Here is a 24,626-nt window from a genome sequence, read left to right as displayed (position 1 = left end):
GGATATAAATCAATGTGTAAATTTTCTATCTCAACTTTTACGTTAGCACTGTCTGCATTTTTCTTAGTCGCGTGTGGTGATTCAGGATCTGAAAGTGATAACTCATCCGCTTTATTACAAAGAGTAATGATGCCAACTGGTGTTTGGCAAGGAACATCTCTTTACCAAATGGATGGATCTATATATACGGTTGTTGGGCTTATTGCTCCTAATGGTGAAGCTAGGCTGATTGCTGATAGTGGTGAGCAGGTGAAAGGTAAACTAAACCTCTATGGACAAACTTTCAGCGGTAATATGGTGTCTTATAGCTATAGTGGTTCGCTTCTATATCGTGGCAGCTTTAGTGGGTCTTATACTCAGGATACTATTAACGCTGAAACTATCATTAATGGGAATGTCACCAGTAAAGTTAGCTTAAATCTTGATTCAAGCACTCACTTAGGTGCAAGTTTGGAGAGGGTTGCAGGGACATTCGTAACAGCAGATCAGCAAACCAGTATCGGTATTGATAAAGGCGGTGCTATTTCTGGGAGTGATACGCGAGGATGTATTTATATAGGCTCTATTCAAGCTCCAGATACGAATATCAATGTATATAGCATCTCACTTGGTGTCAGCAATTGTGGAGAGTTTAACGGTAATTACAGCGGTTTGGGCACGGTGCAACGTATTGATGATATCACGGCTCTTATTTTTCAAGTCGATAATGGTAGTTACTCTATAACTAATTATATTTATAAGTAATTATTTAAAATAAAACCAACAGAAGATGGTGTTAATCGGTTGTTCACTCATTGCAGTTTGTCGAATACTTACCCTGCATATGCAAAAAGGTAGCATTAACTAATGCTACCTTTTTGCGTTAAAGTGCCGAACTTACTATAACCTTGTGAGCCCACGAGCAATGTTGGCTTCTCACCTTTGCGATTGAGCATAATGCCAACATCAATCTAACGGTATACCTTCATTAATACGATACCAACCGGTGAGGCTGTAGCGGTCTTTATGCGACAGCAGTACTTCATGGGGAAAACGTTCACTTAAAAAAATCACCATGGTGCCAAAGCGCGGTTCAACAGTCTCAAAAGGGCTGGTCTCATCGGCTTGATACATCAATAATTCGCCGCCATCCCCCGATTGCCAGTTGGGGTTCAGATAGAGAATGGACGTCAGTTTGCGGTTTGATTGGCCTTTAAAGGCATCCACGTGACGCTTATAAAATGCGCCCGGTTCATAATAGGCAAACATGGTTTCGTAATCGAACAAGCCTAAGAAAAAATAGCGATTCACCGCTTGGCGCAGTTGCTCTGACCAATCGAAATAGGTTGAGGCGAAGCTCATGGACTTATTTAACCAGCAGATTTTATCGCCGCGGATGGTGTCTATCACCTGTTGTGTGTTATGGCGACCAATTGCCGCAGGTTTAAACGCACTGGTGTCTAATTGGGTTAAATTGTCTAATAAGGCGTTGAGTACTGCCAAGGGAAATAGGTTTGGCAACACGACATAGCCTTTACTGGCGATGCTATCGCAGATATCGTCAAAAATATCTGGGGTCAGTTGCATGTTGGTTTGTGAGTTCAATAATTTAAGTTTCATATGACGCGGTAAGGCGTTATAGACTAATTACGCTTATTTACCTATTGAATAATTTCTATAGTGTAGACAAAAAATTTTAATCAGTAGGTGTCATATAAAAAAGGCGCCCAGCAAGGGCGCCTAATGGCTAAATAAAAATCGCGTGCCGTGCATTAAATGAAGTTAACGTGCTTGGCTTGTTACGTTAGCTATCTTGATAGTCTTTGCCGTAAAAGCTCGCGATAAATAATTGCTTGATTTCACTAATCAATGGGTATCTTGGGTTCGCTCCCGTGCATTGGTCGTCAAATGCGGCTTCGGCGAGTTCGTCAAGTTTAGCTAAGAAGTCGGCTTCGTTGACGCCCGCTGCTTGGATAGAATCAGGAATGCCAATCGTCTTCTTGAGTTGACTGATTTTCTCGAGCAAAGCTTCCACTTTTTGTGCATCGCTATCACCGGTTAATTTGAGATGTTCAGCCACCTTGGCATAGCGGCAAAGGGCCTTAGGACGATCGTACTGACTAAATGCGGCTTGCTTGGTGGGCAAGTCGGTAGCGTTAAACCGAATCACGTTGCTTATCAGCAGTGCATTGGCTAATCCATGGGCTAAGTGAAATTCAGCGCCTAATTTGTGGGCCATCGAGTGACACACCCCTAAGAAAGCATTAGCAAAGGCGATACCCGCAATGGTCGCGCCGTTATGCACTTTTTCACGTGCGATTGGTGCGCTCGCGCCTAAAGTATAGGCATCGGGAAGATGTTCAAACAGCAGCTCTAACGCTTGAAGTGCCTGACCGTCGCTATATTCATTCGCCATCACGCTGACATAGGCTTCCAATGCATGGGTGATGGCATCGATACCACCAAAGGCGGTTAACGATTTTGGCATATCCATCACTAAATTGGGATCCACTATGGCCATATTTGGGGTAAGTTGATAATCGGCTATGGGGTATTTCATGCCGGTTTTCTCATCGGTCACGACCGCAAATGGGGTCACTTCCGATCCTGTCCCTGAGGTCGTAGGGACTGCGACCATTATCGCCTTTTTGCCTAATTTCGGGAATTTATAGATACGCTTACGAATATCCATAAAGCGCAGCGCAAGATCGGCAAAATCCACATCTGGATGCTCATACATGACCCAGATAATTTTAGCCGCGTCCATAGGCGAGCCACCGCCCAGAGCGATAATGACATCGGGTTGAAAACTCTGCGCCATCTTGGCGCCTTGCTCCACAATCGCCAAAGTCGGATCGGCTTCGACATCATAAAACACATCGGTTTCAAGCCCTTGGGCTTTAAGGATCTTAATGGTTTCATCGCAGTAGCCATGATTAAATAGATACTTATCTGTGATGATTAAGGCGCGTTTCTTATCGCTGAGTTCTTCAAGGGCAATCGGTAAACTGCCACGACGGAAATAGATAGAAGAGGGGAGTTTATGCCACAACATATTTTCAGCTCGCTTAGCCACGGTTTTTTTATTGATCAGGTGACTTGGGCCGACGTTCTCTGAAATGGAATTGCCTCCCCATGAGCCACAACCTAAGGTCAATGATGGCGCTAATTTGAAGTTATACAGGTCGCCAATTCCGCCTTGTGATGCCGGGGTGTTGATTAAGATCCGCGCCGTTTTCATTCTAAAACCAAAGGCTTTTACTCGCTCATCTTGAGTATCTTGATCTGTATACAGCCCCGAAGTATGGCCGATGCCGCCCAACGTCACTAAGGCTTCAGCCTTATCCATCGCTTGATTAAAATCATCGGCGCGATACATGGCCAGTAAAGGAGAGAGTTTTTCGTGCGCAAAGGCTTCTAATGCCGAGATATCGCTGACTTCGCCAATCAACACCTTAGTCGATGCTGGCACCTTAATGTTGGCCATGGCTGCGATAGTTGCCGCACTTTGGCCGACGATATCGGCATTGAGCGCGCCATTGTTAAGGATAACCTTTTGCATCGCTTTAGTTTCTTTGGCAGACAAGATATATCCGCCATGGCTAGCAAAGCGCTGTTTGACACTGTCATAAATGGCATCGACGACAATGACAGCTTGCTCGGATGCACATACCACACCGTTATCAAAGGTTTTTGACATTAATATTGAGCTAACGGCGCGTTTTATATCGGCGGTTTCGTCGATCACAATGGGGGTATTACCTGCACCGACACCGATAGCGGGTTTACCCGAAGAGTAGGCGGCTTTCACCATACCAGGGCCACCCGTGGCGAGAATAAGGTTGATCTTATCGTGAGTCATTAGCTGATTTGACAAGGCGACACTGGGCTCATCAACCCAGCCAATAATATCGGCAGGGGCACCTGCAGCAATGGCGGCATCCAATACAATTTTTGCAGCCTTTATGGTGGAGGCTTTAGCGCGTGGATGGGGCGAAAATATGATGCCGTTACGGGTTTTAAGGCTAATTAAGGCTTTAAAAATCGCGGTTGACGTTGGGTTTGTGGTGGGCACAACAGCGCAAATTAAGCCCACGGGCTCGGCTATGGTGATGGTACCAAAGGTTGGGTCTTCGGCTAGGATGCCGCAAGTTTTATCATCTTTATATTTATTGTAAATATATTCAGAAGCAAAGTGATTTTTGATCACCTTATCTTCTAGCACTCCCATCGCCGTTTCTGTCACGGCCATTTTGGCTAAGCTGATCCGCGCATCGGCAGCAGCAAGTGCCGCAGCGCGAAAGATATGATCGACCTGTTGCTGACTATAGTTGGCATATTGGGCTTGGGCCTTAGCGACCCTTGCCACCAGTAAGTTAAGTTCCTGTTGATTGTTGACCGTCATAGTGGGTTCCTTAAGAAAATTTAGCAAAAATGTATTTTTGCTAAAGCCTCTTTGTGAATAAAAATTACAGTAATAAGCTTATAAACACAGTGATCATCGCCACAATTAAGCTATTTTCGTAATAAAATAACAACATTAGTACCTGCTTGAGCAATGGACGTTAAATCGGCACCATAAAAATCATCGACTCAAGCCCTGACTAACCAGGTATGCGTAAGGTGAAGAGCTTAAGTGTGTAAAGATAAGCATCCCAGTTAAAGTGGACGTTAAGCGCCAGACATAGCATTAGGTAAAATGATGAGCTTGCAATAATATCAAGGATATAGCTTCACTATCTTGGCTAGCGATATGTACTATTTACGACTACATTAGAGTGACGCTTGCTTATCGATATGTGCCGACAGCTCATATAAGGGGTTATCAAAGCCAAAAAATCGCGTTATTTTAATCAAGATGTGAAACACGTTAGAAAATCTCATTTGGCAAATCTGACGGATCATGTACAGTAGCGCCTTTTCTACCAGCAACCTTTTTAACCTAGTTAAAAGTCACTGAGGACATGGCATTGGATTTAACACTTTATGTTAAATTTTTTCTTGGTTTAGTCGCGATTATCAATCCGATTGGCCTGTTACCGGTTTTCGTTAGCTTAACCAGTCATCAGACTGAAGCTGAGCGCAATCATACGGGCAAAGTGGCTAATTTTGCCGTGGTGGTGATTTTATTAGTCACTATCGTTGCCGGGCAACATATCTTAAATATGTTCAGTATTTCACTGTCTGCCTTTAGGATAGCCGGCGGATCACTAATCGCCTTAATTGCCATGTCGATGTTACAAGGTAAATTGGGTGAAGTTAAACGCAACCAAGAAGAAGATCGCGAGGCGTCGGGCATGGAGTCGGTTGCGGTTGTGCCGCTAGCCTTGCCTTTGATGGCAGGTCCTGGTGCGATTAGCTCGGTGATTGTCACTTCGGCGCGATACGATAGCATCATGGTGCACATCGGCATGGGGATCACTGTGATTATCTTTGGTCTGGTCAGTTTTGCTTTATTTAGAATGGCGCCAGTTATTTTTAAAGTCTTAGGTAAAACAGGGATTAACGTCATCACCCGTTTGATGGGTCTATTAATGCTGTCTATCGGTATTGAAGTGATTGCCGCGGGTTTTAAAGGCTTATTTCCCTCTTTAATGGGCTAATGGAATAAGCTTTAGCCATGACTCTAGTCTTGTTTGTACTGCTCACTCATTAAAATATCTTATGCAGTGACGTCATCGTTGAGTGACTATCCCTCGCTAATGGTTCTATTCAATAATAAAAAACGCGCATCGGCGCGTTTTTTATTGAGTAGAGAATGCATAGTGAGTAGATAAATGACACTAAGCCGTTACTGTAAATCGATAAGCGAGCCTGCACGAGCACTAAACAGATGCTGATGCAGCCTTGCGGCAAATTCATCTGTCATACCAGAGATATAATCGGCGATGACGCGATGTGCATTGCCGTTATTATCATAGGTGGTTTGCCAACGCTCTTGGGTATTGAGCGGCAGCAGGCGTTGGGGATCCGAGGCGAAGGCTTCAAATAACTCCATCACAATTTGCTGACCCTTGTATTCTAACATCTGAATTTCTGGTTTACGGATCACCCGTCGGTAGACAAACTGCTTGAGTATATCCAGCGCGTGCTGAAATGCAGGCTCTAATACTGCGTTATAACGCAGCAAAGGCTCACTAAAGTGTGAGTTGTCATTAATCTCAATGGCAGTGACAAAGCCGTTGACCAGGGTACCGATAGCATCTTTACGTAGATGGTGTTCACTGGCAAACAACTTAGTGCCAATATTAACAAACTCTTGCCTTATCCAGCTGTCATCACTTGCAGCGAGTTTATCGGCCACATCCTCTTGCCACATGGCTTGAGTCACAATGCCCATCACGATGGCATCTTCAAGATCATGGATAGCATAAGCGGTATCATCGGCCAGCTCCATGATGGAACAGTCGAGTGACTTGTATAAGGTGCGTTTGTGCTGATTAGGATCTAAGGTGGTATTAGAGACAAACAGCGCGGCATCATTATTTGATAATGGCGCGAGCACCCAATCTAAAATGGGCTTATCTTCGTCGAAAATACCCTTAACAGGCTGCCATTGTGACGGTTTGAGTTGCCGATAACTGCTCACAGTCGGTTTGGGCAGTGACTGATACAGTTGGCCATGACAGGCAGGGTACTTCAATACTCCCAGTAATGTGCGCCGACATAGGTTCATGCCGTAGTGCTCAGTGTAAGGCTCTAATGCGGTTAAAATGCGAAAAGTTTGGCCGTTACCCTCAAAACCGCCGTCGCTGCGCATCATATAGTTCAGCGCGACTTCACCACCGTGGCCAAATGGCGGATGGCCCAAATCATGCGCCAAGCACAAAGATTCTATCAGGCTCATAGAGTCGAGTAGCGAGAGTAGCTCAGGGTATTTTTGTTTTAGCTGGGCGCAGATCCCAGTGCCGATTTGCGACACTTCTAAAGAGTGCGTGAGTCGGGTTCGATAAAAATCATTCATGCCAACCCCCAATACCTGAGTCTTGGCTTGCAGACGCCTAAATGCCGCCGAATGCAATATACGGGCTCTATCGCGTTGATATGGGCTGCGGTGATCGTTACGGCGCTGTTTATCCTCGCCTAAACGTCGCTCATGCCAAAGGCCTGACATCATACTGGTTCCTTATTAAGCCGGTGTTATTCACGCTTTAGCGCAATCACTACAATAGGCGATTGATATCGTCTAGGTTCAGTTCAAAACTGGGAATATAAGTATCGATAAAATATTTCACAGCAGGGTCGTTATTTTGCGCAAGTGACTCAGATAAACGCCGTTTGGCTGTGTTAAACTCGTGATTACCCGCTCGTTGCTCTTCTAAACACTTGAGGTAAGCACATAAGGTGTCTGCCGACTTAACTATCTGTTTATATTGCTGGTCTATGTTGTCGCTTGTGAGTAGATCACGATAATCATCTTTAAAATCATCGGGCACCATCTCTAACAGTCGATGTTCAGCAATGGCTTCAATTTTTTTGTATTCAGCTTCAATTTCTTTATTGAAATACTTAACAGGTGTTGGTAAGTCACCGGTTAATATTTCGCTGGCATCATGAAATATCGCCACGGTGGCGGCGCGATCTGGGCTTAAGTCTGTGGCAAATTTATTATTGCTGATAACGACCAAGGCATGTGCCACCATGGCAACCTGCAACGAGTGCTCCTGCACGTTCTCTGAACGGACGTTATACATCAGCGGCCAACGCTGTATTAATTTCATTCTGGCTAAATGGGCAAATAAATGGCTCATACTTCAATCTATTTTCTACGACTTGGATGATTACATTAACACACCCAATGGATTAAAACGTAGAGGGAAGGCGATAAAAAAAGCGATCACATTGATCGCTTTTTAAGTGATGGACTCAGCCAAGTAAGGTATTGTTTAGCATAGTCTATGCGCTTAGGCACCTCTCTTAGGCTTGTTAGAGTTATTAGCTGAGTATTGAGTGATTATTGGCGGTAGTTCGCTAAAAAATCACCCAGTTCAGTAATGGCTTTACTTAAATCTTCTTTGTGAGGCAAGAACACCACTCTGAGGTGATCGGGCTCGGGCCAATTGAAGGCGCTACCTTGTACCAGTAGAATTTTTTTCTCTCTCAGTAAATCTAATACCAAGCGTTCATCGTCGCGTAGATTAAACTTTTTCGCATCTAATTTTGCAAAGGCATACAGGGCACCGCGGGGCTTTTTACAGCTCACACCAGGGATCTGATTTAGCATTTCGTAACAGATGTCACGTTGCACAGCCAGTCGCCCTTGAGGCGCCACTAATTCGTTTATGCTTTGATAGCCCCCTAGCGCGGTCTGAATCGCATGCTGATTGGGTACGTTAGAGCATAAGCGCATCGAAGCGAGCATATCTAAGCCTTCAATATAGCTTTTCGCCGCTTTAAGGTTTCCCGATAACATCATCCAACCCACTCGAAAACCGGCAGCGCGATACGATTTTGACAAGCCATTGAAGGTCACTGTGAGGATATCATCAGAGAGAGTGGATGCTGGAATATGCACCGCGCCATCATATAAAATTTTGTCGTATATCTCATCGGCAAATAAAATGATGTCGTGTTGACGACACAACTCAATCACCTCGAGTAGCAAGGCTTTTGAATACACAGCGCCCGTTGGGTTGTTGGGATTAATTAACACGATGCCGCGGGTGCGATGAGTGATCTTAGCTTTGATATCATCAAGATCGGGAAACCAATCGGACTCTTCATCACAGCGATAATGCTGGGCCTTGCCGCCAGACAGATGCACCGCGGCGGTCCATAATGGGTAATCGGGTGAGGGCACTAACACTTCATCGTCGCTATTAAGCAAGCCTTGCATGGCCATAACAATCAGTTCCGACACGCCATTGCCTATGTAGATATCTTCGATGTCGACGCCGAATAAGCCTTGGCTTTGGTAATGTTGGACGATCGCTTTACGGGCTGAAAATAACCCTTTAGATTCGCTATAGCCTTGAGCACTGGGTAAATTGAGGATCACGTCGCGGACGATCTCTTCTGGGGCGTCGAAACCAAATGAGGCTGGGTTGCCGATATTAAGTTTTAAGATCCTATGACCTTCATCTTCAAGGCGACGAGCCTCTTTGTGTACCGGTCCTCTAATGTCATAACAGACGGTATCGAGTTTGTTGGACTTAATGATTGGGCGCATCTAAACCTCGTCAATGCTAACAGCGTATTAAAAATGTGGTACTAGCTTAAGTCTGCGAACAATAACGAAAAAATCACTGATTTGAAAGGGGCTAAAAGTAAAAAGACACGCAAAATTCAGCACACACTGCTGTTTATGCCATTCTTAAATAGATCATTTAGATGATTGTACTGGTTGGTGGTAAATCGCGGAGTTTTTATCTAGTTTGTGGCGAGCATATAATAAAAAAGCCAGCATATTATGCTGGCTTAATTGATACACGTTTAAATAAGATTAAGCGCGTTTTTTGAATTCGTTAGTACGAGTATCGATTTCAATTAAATCGCCAGTCTTAACGAAGTCAGCTACGCTCAGTGTCGCGCCGCCAGCGATAGTTGCAGGCTTCATCACTTTACCTGATGTGTCACCACGAGCAGAAGGCTCAGTGTAAGTCACTTCACGTACGATAGTCGTTGGTAGTTCAACAGAGATCGCTTTGCCTTCGTAGAAGGTCACTTGGCAAATATCTTCCATGCCGTCGACGATATAAGCTGCTGCGTCACCTAGGTTATCCGCTTCAACATCGTACTGGTTGTATTCAGAGTCCATGAATACATACATAGGATCAGCATAGTAAGAGTAGGTGCAATCTAGACGATCTAGAATGATATCGTCCATCTTGTCTTCACCTTTGAAGGTGGTTTCGGTTGTAGAATCTTGCAACACGTTCTTCAACTTCATCTTAACGATAGCCGCGTTACGGCCAGAACGAGTTGTTTCAGTTTTCTGCACAACCCATGGGCTGCCATCTAACATGATCACGTTACCAGGACGGATTTCATGAGCAGTTTTCATTTTACTTTTCCTATTTTAGGTTTTTCTATTTTCAACGCAGTATCTTAGCTATTTTTAACGAACTGAACTAGTCGCGAAGCAAGATCTGTGTCATTTAATGCGTCAATAGGCCATTGTTTTGCGTGTTGCATCATCGGCCTACTGGCTAAATTAAGTGTTTGCCACAGTTCAATCAATGTGGTGGTGTCGTCTTGATTGAAGGCCAAATTCAATGCTGCATAGCCCTTGGCTATTTCAGGGGGCAGATTATGACAATAAAGTTGCAAAAAGGCTCGTAATTTTATTAGGTGATAATCATCTTCTTGAGGATAAATGTGCCATATGAAGGGTTTTGCTGCCCATTGAGCCCGCAAAAACGAGTCTTCGCCGCGTACAATGTTGATGTCACAGCTCCATAACAAGCGATCGAAGCCCAATTGATCTGTCATTGGCAGGATATGTAGCGTTAGCTTACCTAATTCAAATTGCTGGCCAGCAGGGGCGTTAGCCAATGCCGGTAGCGATTGACTGAGACTGTTTAAACTGCGACCAAGGGGGATAAGCGCATGGATCTTTTGCGCTGATGTTTGCCATAACTCGCATAAGCCATTGAGGCAGGGCGTCTCGTAGCTAAAGATACTCACCACAGTGTCTTGCGCTGCAATGCCGTTGAGTCCTAGCTGCTTAAACAAGTCCAGTTTGTTTTGTGGATCTGCCTGCCACTCATCTCTTTGTGTGAATAAGCTGCGTTCACATATGAGTCCACCTGTTTTAGCGGTGAAGCCTGGGAAGTAGAAATACTTTTTTAAACCACTATGTTGCAGAGATGGCAGCCCATGACAGCCTTCGACCCAATCTTCTGCGCTTAAGTATTCAAGATTAAGCCAAACTGGCGGTCTTTGTTCGCTACTGCGATGGCAAGCTGTGATCGTATCAATCACTGCTTCGGGCAGCTCGCAGGCAAAGGCTTCAATCAAGACTGCGCCGCAGCGATACTCAAGATCCAAGGGGTGATGCCACTGCTTGATGGTGACGCCATTAAAAGATTGTATCGCCAGAGTTGGATCTAGACTGGGTAAAATATGCGAAAAACTGTGCAGATCATCGACCCACAAATTAATTTCAAGTTGATATTCTGCCGCCAATTGCTTAGCAAGGCGCCAAGTGACGCCGATGTCACCATAGTTATCGACTACAGCGCAAAAGATATCCCAATGTTGAGGTGTGCTATTGTTATCCATCTTACTGTTATCTTTGCTATCTTTGGTTATCTACAAGACTAGAAAAGTTGTCGGCTAGAATTGCAGCGGTTTCTAGCTGTTTCTATCTATAGTGATGTGCTAAAAAAAGCGGCCATAAGCCGCTTTTATATATCTGCAATCATCCTTACTAAAGCAGGAGATTAATCTTCTAGTTCAGCCAGACACATCTCTTCGTAGATCTGTTTAACCCAAGCATCAACTCGTTCTTCGGTTAATTCTGGTTGACGGTCTTCATCGATACCAAGACCCACAAAATGCTTGTCATCGGCTAAGCCTTTTGAAGCTTCAAAGTCATAGCTGTCGGTTGGCCAATGGCCAATTACTACAGCACCACGCGCTTCAACAATCTCGTTAACCATACCCATCGCATCAAGGAAATATTCGGCGTAGTCTTCTTGATCGCCACAACCAAAAATGGCCACCAGCTTACCATCGAAGTCAATTTGTTCTAATTCAGGGAAAAAATCATCCCAATCACATTGCGCTTCGCCGTAATACCAGGTGGGAATACCAAAAATGAGGAGATCGTAATCGGCGATCTGCTCTTTAGTACTCTTGGCGATATCTTTAACATCGACCATTTTTTTACCCAGTTTCTTCTGGATCATTTTGGCGACGGCTTCGGTGTTACCTGTGTCACTGCCGAAAAAAAGACCTACAGTTGCCATTGTCTTTCCTTTATCTAGTTCATTAATTTATTGATGCAAATTTGCAAAGTGTTCAGCGATCAACCTGCTGCTGCAAAATTGACTCGATTAACTGGCTGCGGCTGATGTTACTGGCCAATGCCTTTTCATTCAAGGCGTCATACAAATCTTGTGACACCTTTAACTCTATACGTTTTAAACCATTAGCCCTGTCGCGCTGTATTTGATTGCGCTTATTGACCTTTAACTGTTGCTCTCTGGATAACGGGTTGCTGCGAGGACGACCTCGACGTTTTTCAGTAGCAAACAGGTCTATCGTTGTTCTGTCAGATGATTCTTTTGCCATTGAAACTACATGTTAACCAATGCCTGAGCCTTCCCAGGACATCTGTATTAATCCTTTTGCTATAAATCCGGCGCAGCCGAGAAACAAAACCAGCCATACAATGTAACGGCCAAACTTGGGCACTTCACCCTGTTTAAGCACATCATGTATCGCCATACCTATAAAGAAAAATATCGCTGCAAAGAACAGGTTTAAACCTAAAGCCTCTATCTGTTCCATATACTGAGATAACATGACCGCGTTCCCTCAGGTTAAAAAAAGAGGCGCGAATATACCACAGTTAATGACGCGCTGCTATACGATTTATGCGACGTCATTTGAAAACTATCGCCGTAATGCTTGCCCTTAATCACAGCCGGTATGTGGTTAACCCCCTTATCATTAGTGATCATTTTGAGCTATAAATTCACTGACAATACGATTAAAAATGGCTGGTTTTTGTGCATGTAGCCAATGACCCGTCCCCGCGATGGTTTTAGCTTGAGTTGCGGGAAACTGATCAAGAAAGGCTTGGCGATGCGCGGCTAAAACATAGTCAGAATCTGCGCCGCGAATGCACAGGCTTGGCCCGCTATAAGGGGGGAAGTGGGAGGCGTCACTAAATGGCCAGCCGATAAGGTTGTCATAGCAGGCTTGTAGCCCTGCCAAATTCATCTTCCAACTAAATCCAACATCAGACTTTTGTAAGTTTTTCAGTAAAAACAGGGCGGTTGCTTCGTCTATGCCGGCATCAGTCAGTTGCACCAGCGCCTGGGCCCGATTGGTTAATTGGCTTACATCTAGGCTTGTTAAGCCGGCAAACACGCTCTGATGTCGAGGTTGATAGGTTACAGGAGCAATATCGGCGGCCGTCATACTCAGTACGCGATCTGGATAGCGCAGCGCGGTGGCCATGGCAATTTTACCGCCCATAGAATGACCAACAAAATGTGCCGCTTCAATGGACAACTCATCTAATAGATCAACCATCGCCTTAGCCAAACGGAGGTAATCCATCTGCTGCCAATGGGGGCTAAGGCCATGATTAGGCACATCAACGCGGATCACTTGATGATTAGTCAAGGCAGCGCCTAATGCTTTGAGGTTATCGAGATTACCAAACAGACCATGGATCAGGACAACTGGCGACCCTTGGCCTGTGACGACGTAATTGACAGTAGACATAAGTGTGCGGTGTTGAAAATTTGCGCCAAATTGTGCCTGTAAACGGGGCTAAATAACAGTGCTATTCCGTTACACCGAGTTTGGCTGCATGGTTTTTAGGCTGTTGGGCCATAATTTGCGGTGCATTGGGCTATATGGATCAAATTTAACTACACAGCTCTTTATTCCATAAGGGCAGATAGCATACACTTGGGAGGATCTGACAAATGAGTGTATGGATCGCTAAGTAAACAATAATAATGAGTTAATTTTCACTGTCTAAGGAAGATTTTGGTCATGAAATATATTGAGATTGATGAAGAGTTGTATCGCCATATCGCAAGTAAAACTGAGCGCATAGGGGAGAGTGCTTCTGAGATCCTCCGTCGACTATTGGGCCTAGATATTGAAGGTGTAGATGTGGAGGCCGTGACGACACTGCCGCCAGAAAAAATCAGCCACCCAAGCATGGATAGACAGCAAGAGCACGTCACATCAACCACGATGAATCATGAGACTGCTTCTGTTGCCGTTGCGACGACATCGTTACCTAACTTAGTGAATAACTTGACCGATACCGAAGCCTTAGCGCAACAAAAAGGCGCGGTAGGTCGTTTCTTATTTAGTTTAGAAACCATTTATAAAGCAATGCCACAGCAATTTGATCAAGTATTGCAAATTCAAGGCCGCGACCGTCTCTATTTTGCGACCTCTAAAGCTTCATTGCTTAAAGCCAGTAAGTCAGCCAATCCGAAAGAGATTGGCCAAAGCGGTTTTTGGGTGACCACCAATAACAATACTGCTAAAAAGCGCACCATATTAAGTGAAGTGTTAACCCAGTTTGGGGTGGACGGCGAGCAGATTGAACAGATAGTCAGCCTTATTTAAGTGGTGCGACTTTAATTCGCCAATAGTTTGAGCGTACTGGCTTTATTGTTCAGTAATAAGTTCAGGCTATAAAAAGTGATTTATTCACTACATTGCCAGTACAAGCTTGGTACTTGCCTTGGCAAGGTATACTCCCTTAGTGTTCGAAAACAGGATTCAATTTTGGCGATAGATAAACGGGCAGGACTTGCAGCAACACAAATGGATTTGGTTAATATCCCTAAATTGATGAGCCATTATTATCGATTGTCTCCCGACGTCAACATTGACTCACAACGGGTTAGTTTTGGTACTTCAGGTCATCGTGGCTGCGCTTTTGCCAAGAGTTTTAATGAAAAGCATATTTTAGCCATAGTTCAAGCTGTGGTCGATTATCGTCAGCAAGCCGGGATCACAGGCCCCATGTTAGTTGGCATTGATACCCATGCGTTATCACAAGCCGCGTTTGTGACCACCTTAGAAGTGTTAAGCGGCAACGCGGTAACTGCGCGAGTGGCAGCCCATGATGAATTTACGCCAACGCCGGTGATCTCCCATGGGATTGTTCGGGCGAACCGCGCTAAATCAACACCTGGCGCGGCATTAACTGATGGCTTAATCATCACCCCATCACATAATCCGCCACAAGATGGCGGTATTAAATATAACCCTCCACATGGTGGTCCAGCAGAAGGTGAGATAACCGCCTGGATTGAAGCGCGCGCCAATCAGTATTTGGCTAAGCAGCTCGAGGGCGTTAAACGGCTTACCTATTCATTGGCGACCCACACCAGTTTGATTCAGCCTGTCGACTTTATGTCGGCCTATGTGGATACCCTTGACGATGTTATCGATATGCAGGCCATCAGCCGTGCAGGCGTGCGGATTGGCGTCGATCCTCTTGGGGGTTCTGGTATTCATTATTGGGACAAAATTGCTAAGCGCTATCAACTTGATATTACCTTAGTCAATGACAAGGTTGACCCCAGCTTTAGCTTTATGCCGTTAGATAAAGATGGCAAGATCCGTATGGACTGCTCATCGCCCTATGCCATGGCGGGATTGCTGGCGCATCAACATGAGTTTGATATCTGTGTAGGCAATGATCCCGATTATGATCGTCACGGTATTGTGTGCCCGAGCACCGGCTTAATGAACCCCAATCACTTCCTCGCGGTGGCAATCGAATATTTACTCACCCATCGCCCCAAGTGGGCTGACAGCTTAGCCATCGGCAAAACCTTGGTCTCCAGCGCGATGATCGATAAGGTATGCCTTGAGCAAGGTCGGCCATTGTGTGAAGTACCGGTGGGCTTTAAATGGTTTGTTGATGGCCTGAGTGAGGCCACATTGGCCTTTGGCGGTGAAGAGAGTGCTGGCGCGGCATTTTTGCAACGTGATGGCCGCACTTGGTGTAGCGATAAAGATGGTTTTATTATGGCCTTGCTGGCGGCAGAGATCGTAGCGGTAACGGGCCAGACGCCTGCGCAGCGTTATCAGAAGATGGTTGAGCGTCACGGCCAAAGTTTTTATCAGCGCATCGATTCGCCAGTAACTCCCAAACGTAAAGCCAAATTTAATCAATTAATCACCCAAAGTGTCACTTGTGAGTTATTGGGAAGTGATACTTTGGCGGGCGATGCCATTACCGCTATCTTAACCCATGCTCCGGGCAATCAGGCGCCAATTGGGGGGGTAAAGGTGGTGACGGCGAATGGCTGGTTTGCCGCGCGCCCCTCGGGTACCGAAGCCTTGTTTAAGCTCTATGGCGAGAGCTTTGTATCGGCCGAGCATCTTGAGCAGCTATTGGCACAGGCGCAGCAGATGATAGAATCCATGCTGTCGGCATAACGGCCATTGCTTAAGACGGTCACATAAAAGACGGTCAACATAAAAAAGCCAGCATCTCGCTGGCTTTTTTGTTGCGTCGTTAAACCGTCATCGACTTGCCTAAACCATTTAAGATTGTGGCTCAGGGTGTAGATCTGTGGGTGACATTGCAGTATCTCCTGTCGATGCTGGCTGAAATAACGCCTTAATATCTTCAATCATCAGATAGAGGCAGGGGATCAATACCAAGGTGACAACAGTCGCAAATAACACCCCAAAGGCCAAGGATACCGCCATAGGGATCACCATCTGCGCCTGCATGCTGGTTTCAGTCATGATGGGCACTAAGCCGATAAAGGTGGTCAGCGAGGTCAATAAAATGGCCCTAAAGCGGCGACAGCCAGCATTGATCACCGCGACTTTCATCGCCACGCCGTTTTGGCGTGAGCGATTGATGTAATCCACCATCACCAAAGAGTCATTAACCACCACCCCAGCGGCGGCAATAATCCCAAACAGTGACAAGGCACTTAAATCTATGCCTAAGATCATATGGCCCAGAACTGAGCCGATCACCCCAAAGGGGATCACCGACATGATCATAAAGGGTTGCAAGTACGACTTTAACGGCACGGCAAGCAAGCTGTAGATCACCAAGAGCGAAATGACAAAGTCCCGTAGCTGAGTACTGGCGCTTTCCATCTGCTCTTGAATATTACCGGACACTTCACTCTTCACTCTTGGGTATTGCTTCAATAGGTCAGGAATAAAGTTATCACGAATATCTTGCGCTAATTTAAAGGGTTCAGCCTGCGCAGCATCGACGGTAGCCCACACATTGATGGTGCGATTACCGTTTTCGCGGCGAATGCCATTCACCCCTTGAGTGACTTCGATTTCAGCCAGCTCTGACAATGGGATCTCAGCGCCTTGGGGCGTCTGGATCATCACCTCTGTCACATGGGTTATCGCATTACGCTGCGCCTCAGGATAGCGCAGCATCACCTTTATCTCCTCGCCGTTACGTAAAATCCGCTGCGCCTCCATACCATAGAAACTGGCACTCACTTGGGCGGCAATATCAGCTAACGTTAAGCCGACACTGTTAGCGAGGGGTTTAAGCTTAAACTGCACCTCTTTAGCACTGGATTGGCGGCTATCATTCACATCGCCGACCCCTTTTAAGGTGTTCAGTTTCGCTTTTAACGCCAAGGCCGCGGCGACTAGCTGCGCGTCATCTTTCCCCTCTAAACGAAAGCTAATGTCACCGTCATCACGGCCGCCACCAAATAAATTATCTTGTATGGTAAAGGACTTGACCCCGGCAATGGTGGGCATGGCTTGTCGCCAACGCTCGGCAAGGGCAAAGGTATCCATTGGCCTCAGTTCAGGGTCGACCAACTTGGTCATGATATTGGCACTGGTACGGCCTTCAAGGTCAACCTGCATATCGGCTATCATTTTTTGCCCATATTCGGCTTCTATGGCTTTATCCACATCATATAAGGCTTGTTCAATAGCGAGGGCGGCCGCCAGAGTTGCTTTCTCCGAGGCATCAACATTCATCTCAACATTCACCCGCGGGAAATCATGGGGGATCTTAGGCTGACCCACATAGCGGATAATGCCACCAGAGTAGAGCCCAGCGCAGATTAAGATAAAACTGATAAACAGCATGATGACGGCGTAGCGATACTTTACCGCTAAGGTTAATGATGGATGATACCAATGGCGTATCACATATTGTAAGCCGTTATCGACTCGAGATTGCAGCGCGTTGACGGCCAATCTAAGTAAGTCGAGCGGCTTTTTAGAGCCGGATTTAACAATGGTTTTAGGTTTCATGCGGGCTAAGTGTGCGGGTAAAATGAGCTTAGACTCCACCAGAGAGAATAGCAGACACAAGATCACCACATAGCCAATAGATTGGCCAAATGCCGACGAGGGGCCATTATCGAGCGTAATAGGCAAAAACGCCGCTATGGTGGTCAATACGCCAAAGGTGGCAGGCATGGCGACCCGTTTCACCCCGCGGATCACATTGTCGATATTTTGCCCATGCTTTTCACATTCGGTGTGGGCGCTTTCTCCCATCACAATGGCATCATCGACCACAATCCCCAGCACTAAGATAAAGGCAAAGAGGCTAATGACATTAATGGTGACATCGATCATCGCCATGGGCATAAATAATAATGTGCCAAGGAAACAGACCGGCAGCCCCATCATGACCCAAAACGCTAAACGTACCCGTAAAAACAGCGCCAGCATGATAAACACCAATACGGCGCCACTTTTCATGCTGTCGAGCATTAGGTTGAGCCTGCCCTCAAGGTAGTAGGTCATATCGACCCAGGTTTCTAGCTTGAGCCCTGCTGGCAAGGTTTGCTGTTTATCGTTAACGTATTGCTTAACGACTTTGGCCACATCTGTCATGCTCTGATCGTTGGATGCGCCAATAAAGAAAGTGACCGAGTTTTTGCCGTTAAATTTTGAGTATTGGATCCCTTCTTCAAAACCATCGATAACGGTGGCCACATCCCCAAGTAACACATTCGTGCCATCTTCTAAGGTGATCAGCGGCAGGTTTTCAAATTCATAGCCCACATACGCCTGATTTTGTACCCTAAGATTGATATAACCGTTTTCCGCTTTAATTTGCCCAGCGGACATATTGCGCGAATAACCGCGCACTGCGCTTGCGACATCGCTAAAGGTCAGGTTATATTCACGCAGCCTATCTTTGCTGACTTCGATGGCAACTTCATAGCCTAAACCGCCATAAAACTCAGTGATATTAACCAGCGGCAGTTGCATCAGCTCATCGTGAATTTTTTCGCCGAGTTCTTTTAACTGTTTAGGTGGAACGTCACCATACAAGCTGATGTAAAACACCTCTTGCCTTAACTTGATGCGCTCAACCCGTGGACGCTCCATGCCATCGGGAAAGCTGGAGATGGAGTCAATTTCAGATTTGATTTCATCGAGCACCACTTGTGGATCATAGGAGTCTTCGATACGAAAGTAACCCGATGCTGAATTACGGTTTGAATAGGTGATCACCCGTTTCAAGCCTTGAACCCGCTCGAGTGCCTCTTCTACTTTTATGGTGATCCCTTCTTCAACCTCCTGTGGCGCCGCCCCAGGATAGAAAGCACTGAATTGAACCCAGTTAATTTCCACTTGCGGGAAGAACTGTTTTCGAATGGTGTTGGCTGTCATTAAGCCACCCAGAATGATGATGATCATCAACAGATTGGCTGCCACGCTATTACGTGCAAACCAGGCAATGATGCCTTTATGAGTATCAGGCATCCAAATTATTCCTTATCGTCCATTGCCATTTGGGTTGGGGTGGCCTGAGGCGCATCAAGTTTTGGTTGCCTCGTTTCTAGTGCCAATGCCATGCCTGCTATTGGGTAGTCAAGGGCAGAGGTGATCACTCTCATACCTGACTCAAGCCCCTCGCTTATGACAACTTGAGCCCCTTGTTCTCGTAGCACCTGCACCTTTTGATATTTAAGTTGGTTATTATCATCGAGCAACGCAATTTTGTTATCGATAATAAGATGCCGTGCAACTGTCGTGACACTTTTGGCTTGGCGGCCTTTGATATTGGCTGTGATATAACTGCCAAAACGTAGCGGCTGCTTAGGCGATACCAAACCATAAGGGTCAATCACTTCAGCCACCAGATAGGTCATGCGACTACGGTCATCGATGACGCCCTCGCTGCGGACTATGGTGGCTTGCCATTGTTGTGGTAAGCCAGCGATTTCGCCTTTAAGGGTGACACTAGCACCTATGCCACGATCGTTAAGGTAGCGAACTTCTTTATCGGGTAGTGGCAAGCGGATCTCGGCTTTTTGGGTACTGAGTACATTGCCAAGTGCCGTGCCTGTACTGACATAAGAGCCAAGGCCGACGTGACGGCTTTCAATTAGGGCATCGTAGGGCGCTTTGATAATGGTGCGCTCGAGGTTGCGCTTGGCGCGCAAAACACCGGCTTCAGATGAATGCAGACGAGCTAACTCTTGTGCAAGCTGGGGCTTACGCAGACTTAGGGGAGTTGGGGCGCCATTTTCGATACGTTTCCACTCCTCTTCGGCGACTTTGCCAAAGGCTTTTTCTTGTACTAAGGTCGCCTTGGCCGATGCCAGCGTGGCCTCGGCATCAATTAACGCCGCCTCGTAATCACTAGGGTCAATCTTAGCCAGCACTTGGCCCTGTTTGACAAAGCCCCCACGAACAAAGGCATCGGCTAAATAAACGATTTCACCATTGACCTGAGATACCAATTCGGTTTCATATTTAGCCGAGACTATGCCATAAGAGTTAACAGCGAAGGTCAGCGGCTGCTTTTCAATAATATCGACCGATACCACAGGGGTAGTATCAACAGCGGGCTTCTCTTGCGGTGGCTGTTTCATCGATGCCATGATGGCGTATCCGCCAATCCCGGCGGCGAGCACGACAATAGGTAATATTATTTGTTTTTTACTTGCCACAAATGGCTTCCTCTTGTTGAAGCGAAGGTATGCTTATTTGTCGTCATACGGCCTCGATAAGGAGGCGATGATACGGACATGTTTAAGTTCAAGGTTGGAATGGTAGCCTAATGGCGCATTTGTTACAGCCTAATAATGTAAACAGGTATGTAACAATTAGGTAAACAACCGCTATTGGGCGGGATGCCACCTTGACAAGAATCGTAAGTTCAGTGTTATTGACCCAAGGCTCGCAGCCATAGTTTTGAAGCTGAACTCAATTAAAATTGAGCACTGACGGCAAGTCAATTGAGGGGCAACTTAGCAACATAACTTACAACAGCGCTAGTGCTTGGCGGGTCATCTTGTCACTAAAACGATGACGCTTATGGTGTGATGGCGCCCAACCCGCTAAGAAACGTTCAAAATCAGCCCAAGCAAAGGGGAGCAGTTGTTGCCATTCGTTGATAGCTGCGTTGATTTGAGCATCACTTAACATAGCGCTAGCTGACTTGCGAAATTGACTAAAGTAATATTCCATGAGCTCGTCATAATGTGTAAAGAGAATGGCTTCGTCCAAGCAACTGCCTAAGAGATAGATAACATCTTTTACACCGCAACCTTTACCCACATATTGAAAATCTAAGGCAGCAACACTCACACTTGCACCATGTTCAGCTGCATCAGGCTGAAAGCAAAAATTAGCCACTTTAGCATCGCCATGCACTAAGGTTTGAAATTGAGCTAGATTTAACCGCGCATCAATGGCTTGCGCAGCTTGTTTAAGCGCGCCGTCATCCATGGCGGTATATTCTTGCATTCGCGTGGCCAGATACCAGTAGGTGCCTTGAGGCCATAACCCTTCTGGCCACTCCTGTGCGGGATCCTGGATAATAAATTGGCCATGGAACGCCGCGAGCCAACTTAATACCGCCTTGGTCTGCGTAACCGTTAACGACTGATAACGCAGTGGATAGCCTGCAGCATCTAAGTCAGACAGTATCATGATCGACTCGTTAGTCTTGTCATCATGGTAATGGCCAATATAAGTTGGCATTGGCGTGGCTTGTCCGCATAAGTGCGACCAGTGTTGATACCAATGCGCTTCAACTTGATAGGAGCGCATCTTACGTTGGTGTGAATTAGCATTGTGCCATTGATAGGGATGGTCAACGTCAAGTGGTGGACAAATATGTTTCACAATCACACTGTGTCGCTTGGCGTTGAGCTGAACCTGATAGCGGGCGATTTCACCATAACCGCTCCATAAGGTTTGTAGACTCGCCACTTTAACCACTTGAGTGGCATCTAATGTCGACGCTAAATACTGGCAAATATCCAAAGCAGATGGCCATCTAAAAGAACAAGGGGGGATATTGTGGCAAAAACATTCTCTTGATAACAGAGGCACCAACGCGAAATCAGATAACATACTGGCTAGAATGAATGTCATAAGGCGTTTGTGTAACGCCCATAGTGTTAAACATGCAGACAAAAGAAGGAAGGAAATATGAGTCAACATGTAGTGATCACTGGTGCCAATCGTGGCATAGGATTAGGGTTTGTTAACCATTACCTCAAACAAGGTATGCGCGTCACGGCGTGTTGCCGTACGCCGCAACACGCCGATGCATTGCTGCGATTAAGTCAGCAGTATTCTCAATTAACCTTGACTAAATTAGATATCACCGTTAAAGCTGAGATGAATGCGTTTATTGATAGCCTTGCTGGTGAGCCAATCGATCTGCTGATTAATAATGCGGGTTACTATGGCCCTAAAGGGATTGCATTTGGCCATTGTGACGAGCAAGAGTGGCTTAAGGTGATGCAAGTTAATGCCATCGCCCCAATCATGCTGACGCAAGCCTGTTATCCGCTCTTAAAGCAAAGCAGGCAGAGTAAAGTGATTTTTATCTCCTCTAAAATGGGCAGTATTAGCGATAATAGTAGTGGCGGGGCATACCTGTATCGTTCATCTAAAGCGGCGCTTAATGCCGCGGTAAAAAGTCTCGCCATTGACTTACATGCTAACAGTATCGCCTGTGCTGTATATCACCCAGGCTGGGTACAAACCGCAATGGGAGGCCCTAATGCACTTATCAGTGTGGAAGAGTCTGTTGCGGGCTTAAGCCATTGTTTCGAAAAGCTTGTATTAGTAGACAGTGGTGGATTTTATAATTACGACGGCAGCACACTCCCTTGGTAAGGTCACTTTTGGCTTGCTACTGTGCTACTGGTTGCTGCGTTCGATAAGCCGTTAACGATAGGGCTTGATAACCTAATCGATTAATAAGTAATTGATTAGGTATTGTTAACGGTCTCAATTTGGTACAATTTAAGGCCGCATGCAAAGTCGATGAGATGTTGTATAATTTTTTATTGTCATTTTTGTAGGTTAAAACTCACTCATCGTAAAAAGGTCTGATTATGAAACATGTTGTAGATAAAATGCTCGATAAACATGATGGTTTAGTGCATTCAGAGGGGGTGAAAATTCTTTCTCATACTCAAAGAGAAACCAACGAGTGGGTACAACATACGGTAATGATAGAAGGCTGCGATGCTCCGTTTAAATTTAAGCGCACGAAAAAATACCGTAGTTTACAAGGACATAAGGTGAATATAACCTACTACCCTGAGGTTGAAACCGTGGCAGGACTTGAATTTGAAGTGATGAAAGTTGTGCGGATCAAACGCTTTTAAGCATCAATGGCATGCTATATCGTAAACTCATCTGTCAATTCAGCTTATACCTTACACTTTTTATCAGTTTTATAAGTGTCTCTCGTTCACGAAAAAATCAACATCAGCAATATCAATTAAGGTAATGAGACAAGCAAAATACTGAGCATTTTACCTTTCATAAAAGTCCTTGCTTGTTAGTACCCTGTTTAACGATTGAATTTCTCCTAATTGACACTATTCCCAGAAGTAAAAGTGTATTAAATGAATAAGAGAAAATGAAAAAGGAGCCATTAGGCTCCTTTTGCTGATCATTGACTTAGGTAATAATTATCGGTTAGTGAGACTTAATTATCACTTAGCATTCATTAAGGCAACGGCGTTATCTAGCATACGGTTGCTAAAGCCCCACTCGTTGTCGTACCAAGCCATGACTTTCACTAGACGACCATTAACGCGAGTCTGAGTTGCATCAAAGTTTGATGAGTAAGGATTGTGGTTAAAATCGATAGAAACCAAAGGTTCATGATTTACCGCTAAGACTTCACTCATTGGCGCAACACTTGCCGCTTTTTCAATGATGGCATTGATCTCTTCAACCGAGGTATCACGTGCTGCGATAAAAGACAGATCAACTAATGATACGTTAACCGTAGGCACGCGCACGGCGAGTCCGTCAAATTTGCCTGCTAACTCAGGTACCACAAGGCCAACAGCCGCCGCAGCACCCGTTTTAGTTGGGATCATCGACATAGCCGCAGCACGAGCACGACGTAAGTCTGTGTGATACACATCCGATAAACGTTGATCGTTGGTATAAGCATGGATAGTGGTCATCAAACCCGACTCGATACCAATCTCATCGTTTAATGGCTTAGCAAAAGGCGCTAGGCAGTTTGTGGTGCAAGAAGCATTAGAAATGACCGTCATATCTGCGGTGATTTCATTATTGTTAACACCATAGACGACAGTCGCGTCAACATTCTTCCCAGGAGCTGAAATAATCACTTTCTTGGCGCCTGCCGTTAGGTGTGGTTGTACCGCTTCTTTGGAAGTAAAGATACCTGTACATTCAAATACCACATCGATATTTAACTCTGCCCAAGGTAGTTTGCCTGGGTCGCGCTCAGAGAAGGTCAAGATTTTATCTTGGTTTACATAGATAGCTTCGTCATCATGCTCAACCTTGGCATTAAAGCGACCATGTACAGAGTCGTACTTGGTGAGATGAGCATTAATAGAAGCATCGCCTAAATCATTGATGGCAACGATCTGGATTGGATAGTTTTTGTCGCTTTCATAAAGCGCACGAAGTATGTTTCTACCGATACGGCCATAGCCGTTAATTGCAACGCGGATAGTCATCTCATATCCCTCAAGTAAATGTATAAAAGTAATCTG

At 45.6% G+C, this 24,626-nt stretch carries 21 protein-coding genes; 6 read left to right on the top strand and 15 right to left on the bottom strand.

What is annotated here, in order from left to right; all coding sequences use genetic code 11:
* Positions 1-12: 12 nt before the first annotated feature.
* A complete protein-coding gene (locus AC5YB1_RS10640; RefSeq protein ID WP_494519134.1) occupies positions 13-744 on the top strand; it encodes a hypothetical protein in 732 nt (243 codons plus the stop codon).
* 201 nt (positions 745-945) lie between these two features.
* Here AC5YB1_RS10640 and AC5YB1_RS10635 read toward each other — a convergent pair whose 3' ends face one another.
* Positions 946-1,599 carry a 2OG-Fe(II) oxygenase gene (locus AC5YB1_RS10635; RefSeq protein WP_494519133.1) on the bottom strand — a complete coding sequence of 218 codons (654 nt, stop codon included), beginning with the start codon at positions 1,597-1,599 and terminating at the stop codon, positions 946-948.
* A 184-nt stretch (positions 1,600-1,783) separates the two neighbouring features.
* The gene (gene adhE, locus AC5YB1_RS10630) at positions 1,784-4,384 is read right to left on the bottom strand and encodes a bifunctional acetaldehyde-CoA/alcohol dehydrogenase (protein WP_494519132.1); all 2,601 of its coding nucleotides are present in this window, start codon (positions 4,382-4,384) and stop codon (positions 1,784-1,786) included.
* Positions 4,385-4,949: 565 nt separating this feature from the next.
* Here adhE and AC5YB1_RS10625 point away from each other — a divergent pair.
* Positions 4,950-5,582, top strand: coding sequence for a YchE family NAAT transporter (locus tag AC5YB1_RS10625; protein WP_475516829.1), 633 nt, complete (start codon positions 4,950-4,952; stop codon positions 5,580-5,582).
* A 188-nt stretch (positions 5,583-5,770) separates the two neighbouring features.
* On the opposite strand, the gene AC5YB1_RS10620 is transcribed toward AC5YB1_RS10625, so the two are convergent.
* The 9 genes from AC5YB1_RS10620 to AC5YB1_RS10580 all read right to left on the bottom strand — a co-directional run bounded on the left by AC5YB1_RS10620 (position 5,771) and on the right by AC5YB1_RS10580 (position 13,380).
* Positions 5,771-7,096 (bottom strand): anti-phage deoxyguanosine triphosphatase, encoded by a 1,326-nt coding sequence (locus tag AC5YB1_RS10620; protein WP_475516830.1) that lies wholly within the window; start codon positions 7,094-7,096, stop codon positions 5,771-5,773.
* Between the two features lie 46 nt (positions 7,097-7,142).
* Positions 7,143-7,730 (bottom strand): 5'-deoxynucleotidase, encoded by a 588-nt coding sequence (yfbR, locus tag AC5YB1_RS10615; RefSeq protein WP_110457910.1) that lies wholly within the window; start codon positions 7,728-7,730, stop codon positions 7,143-7,145.
* 203 nt (positions 7,731-7,933) lie between these two features.
* The gene (locus AC5YB1_RS10610; RefSeq protein ID WP_494519131.1) at positions 7,934-9,148 is read right to left on the bottom strand and encodes a pyridoxal phosphate-dependent aminotransferase; all 1,215 of its coding nucleotides are present in this window, start codon (positions 9,146-9,148) and stop codon (positions 7,934-7,936) included.
* A 273-nt stretch (positions 9,149-9,421) separates the two neighbouring features.
* Complete coding sequence (gene efp, locus AC5YB1_RS10605; protein WP_110457908.1) at positions 9,422-9,982, bottom strand: elongation factor P; 561 nt, start codon at positions 9,980-9,982, stop codon at positions 9,422-9,424.
* A 44-nt stretch (positions 9,983-10,026) separates the two neighbouring features.
* Positions 10,027-11,202: an elongation factor P maturation arginine rhamnosyltransferase EarP gene (gene earP / locus AC5YB1_RS10600; protein WP_494519130.1), complete on the bottom strand. Its 1,176-nt coding sequence runs from the start codon at positions 11,200-11,202 to the stop codon at positions 10,027-10,029.
* Positions 11,203-11,363: 161 nt separating this feature from the next.
* Complete coding sequence (gene fldA, locus AC5YB1_RS10595) at positions 11,364-11,891, bottom strand: flavodoxin FldA (protein ID WP_494519129.1); 528 nt, start codon at positions 11,889-11,891, stop codon at positions 11,364-11,366.
* Positions 11,892-11,943: 52 nt separating this feature from the next.
* Positions 11,944-12,216, bottom strand: a complete 273-nt coding sequence (gene ybfE / locus AC5YB1_RS10590; protein WP_110457905.1) for a LexA regulated protein — start codon at positions 12,214-12,216, stop codon at positions 11,944-11,946.
* 12 nt (positions 12,217-12,228) lie between these two features.
* Positions 12,229-12,450: a DUF2788 domain-containing protein gene (locus AC5YB1_RS10585; RefSeq protein ID WP_475516834.1), complete on the bottom strand. Its 222-nt coding sequence runs from the start codon at positions 12,448-12,450 to the stop codon at positions 12,229-12,231.
* A gap of 147 nt (positions 12,451-12,597) precedes the next feature.
* Positions 12,598-13,380 carry an alpha/beta fold hydrolase gene (locus AC5YB1_RS10580; RefSeq protein ID WP_494519128.1) on the bottom strand — a complete coding sequence of 261 codons (783 nt, stop codon included), beginning with the start codon at positions 13,378-13,380 and terminating at the stop codon, positions 12,598-12,600.
* Positions 13,381-13,656: 276 nt separating this feature from the next.
* Between AC5YB1_RS10580 and seqA the strand changes: the two genes are divergently transcribed.
* Complete coding sequence (gene seqA / locus AC5YB1_RS10575; protein WP_494519127.1) at positions 13,657-14,247, top strand: replication initiation negative regulator SeqA; 591 nt, start codon at positions 13,657-13,659, stop codon at positions 14,245-14,247.
* 162 nt (positions 14,248-14,409) lie between these two features.
* Entirely contained in the window at positions 14,410-16,077 is a 1,668-nt protein-coding gene (gene pgm, locus AC5YB1_RS10570; RefSeq protein ID WP_494519126.1) for a phosphoglucomutase (alpha-D-glucose-1,6-bisphosphate-dependent), read from the top strand.
* A 108-nt stretch (positions 16,078-16,185) separates the two neighbouring features.
* On the opposite strand, the gene AC5YB1_RS10565 is transcribed toward pgm, so the two are convergent.
* The 3 genes from AC5YB1_RS10565 to AC5YB1_RS10555 form a co-directional block, all read right to left on the bottom strand.
* Positions 16,186-19,371: an efflux RND transporter permease subunit gene (locus tag AC5YB1_RS10565; protein ID WP_494519125.1), complete on the bottom strand. Its 3,186-nt coding sequence runs from the start codon at positions 19,369-19,371 to the stop codon at positions 16,186-16,188.
* A 5-nt stretch (positions 19,372-19,376) separates the two neighbouring features.
* Entirely contained in the window at positions 19,377-20,564 is a 1,188-nt protein-coding gene (locus tag AC5YB1_RS10560; protein WP_494519124.1) for an efflux RND transporter periplasmic adaptor subunit, read from the bottom strand.
* A gap of 313 nt (positions 20,565-20,877) precedes the next feature.
* Positions 20,878-21,885 carry a phosphotransferase gene (locus AC5YB1_RS10555; protein ID WP_494519123.1) on the bottom strand — a complete coding sequence of 336 codons (1,008 nt, stop codon included), beginning with the start codon at positions 21,883-21,885 and terminating at the stop codon, positions 20,878-20,880.
* Between the two features lie 168 nt (positions 21,886-22,053).
* Here AC5YB1_RS10555 and AC5YB1_RS10550 point away from each other — a divergent pair, with 168 nt between their 5' ends.
* Both AC5YB1_RS10550 and AC5YB1_RS10545 read left to right on the top strand, forming a co-directional pair.
* On the top strand, positions 22,054-22,749 hold the full coding sequence (locus tag AC5YB1_RS10550) for an SDR family oxidoreductase (RefSeq protein ID WP_494519122.1): 696 nt from the start codon (positions 22,054-22,056) through the stop codon (positions 22,747-22,749).
* A 221-nt stretch (positions 22,750-22,970) separates the two neighbouring features.
* Positions 22,971-23,246, top strand: coding sequence for a hypothetical protein (locus tag AC5YB1_RS10545; protein WP_494519121.1), 276 nt, complete (start codon positions 22,971-22,973; stop codon positions 23,244-23,246).
* Positions 23,247-23,579: 333 nt separating this feature from the next.
* Here the strand turns inward: AC5YB1_RS10545 and gap are convergent, their stop codons facing one another.
* On the bottom strand, positions 23,580-24,590 hold the full coding sequence (gene gap / locus AC5YB1_RS10540) for a type I glyceraldehyde-3-phosphate dehydrogenase (RefSeq protein WP_494519120.1): 1,011 nt from the start codon (positions 24,588-24,590) through the stop codon (positions 23,580-23,582).
* Between the last annotated feature and the right edge of the window lie 36 nt (positions 24,591-24,626).

The sequence above is a fragment of the Shewanella sp. 433 genome (assembly GCF_059338565.1).
Note: the sequence above shows the minus strand (reverse complement) of the source record. Positions and strands in the feature narration are given on the sequence as shown.

Coding starts and splice junctions, on each gene's coding strand:
- AC5YB1_RS10565 (WP_494519125.1), bottom strand. CDS start 19,371: ATGCCTGATACTCATAAAGGCATCATTGCCTGGTTTGCACGTAATAGC.
- AC5YB1_RS10610 (WP_494519131.1), bottom strand. CDS start 9,148: ATGCGCCCAATCATTAAGTCCAACAAACTCGATACCGTCTGTTATGAC.
- AC5YB1_RS10585 (WP_475516834.1), bottom strand. CDS start 12,450: ATGTTATCTCAGTATATGGAACAGATAGAGGCTTTAGGTTTAAACCTG.
- AC5YB1_RS10545 (WP_494519121.1), top strand. CDS start 22,971: ATGAAACATGTTGTAGATAAAATGCTCGATAAACATGATGGTTTAGTG.
- AC5YB1_RS10550 (WP_494519122.1), top strand. CDS start 22,054: ATGAGTCAACATGTAGTGATCACTGGTGCCAATCGTGGCATAGGATTA.
- adhE (WP_494519132.1), bottom strand. CDS start 4,384: ATGACGGTCAACAATCAACAGGAACTTAACTTACTGGTGGCAAGGGTC.
- AC5YB1_RS10635 (WP_494519133.1), bottom strand. CDS start 1,599: ATGAAACTTAAATTATTGAACTCACAAACCAACATGCAACTGACCCCA.
- fldA (WP_494519129.1), bottom strand. CDS start 11,891: ATGGCAACTGTAGGTCTTTTTTTCGGCAGTGACACAGGTAACACCGAA.
- seqA (WP_494519127.1), top strand. CDS start 13,657: ATGAAATATATTGAGATTGATGAAGAGTTGTATCGCCATATCGCAAGT.
- ybfE (WP_110457905.1), bottom strand. CDS start 12,216: ATGGCAAAAGAATCATCTGACAGAACAACGATAGACCTGTTTGCTACT.
- efp (WP_110457908.1), bottom strand. CDS start 9,982: ATGAAAACTGCTCATGAAATCCGTCCTGGTAACGTGATCATGTTAGAT.
- AC5YB1_RS10580 (WP_494519128.1), bottom strand. CDS start 13,380: ATGTCTACTGTCAATTACGTCGTCACAGGCCAAGGGTCGCCAGTTGTC.
- AC5YB1_RS10640 (WP_494519134.1), top strand. CDS start 13: ATGTGTAAATTTTCTATCTCAACTTTTACGTTAGCACTGTCTGCATTT.
- earP (WP_494519130.1), bottom strand. CDS start 11,202: ATGGATAACAATAGCACACCTCAACATTGGGATATCTTTTGCGCTGTA.
- AC5YB1_RS10620 (WP_475516830.1), bottom strand. CDS start 7,096: ATGATGTCAGGCCTTTGGCATGAGCGACGTTTAGGCGAGGATAAACAG.
- yfbR (WP_110457910.1), bottom strand. CDS start 7,730: ATGAGCCATTTATTTGCCCATTTAGCCAGAATGAAATTAATACAGCGT.
- gap (WP_494519120.1), bottom strand. CDS start 24,590: ATGACTATCCGCGTTGCAATTAACGGCTATGGCCGTATCGGTAGAAAC.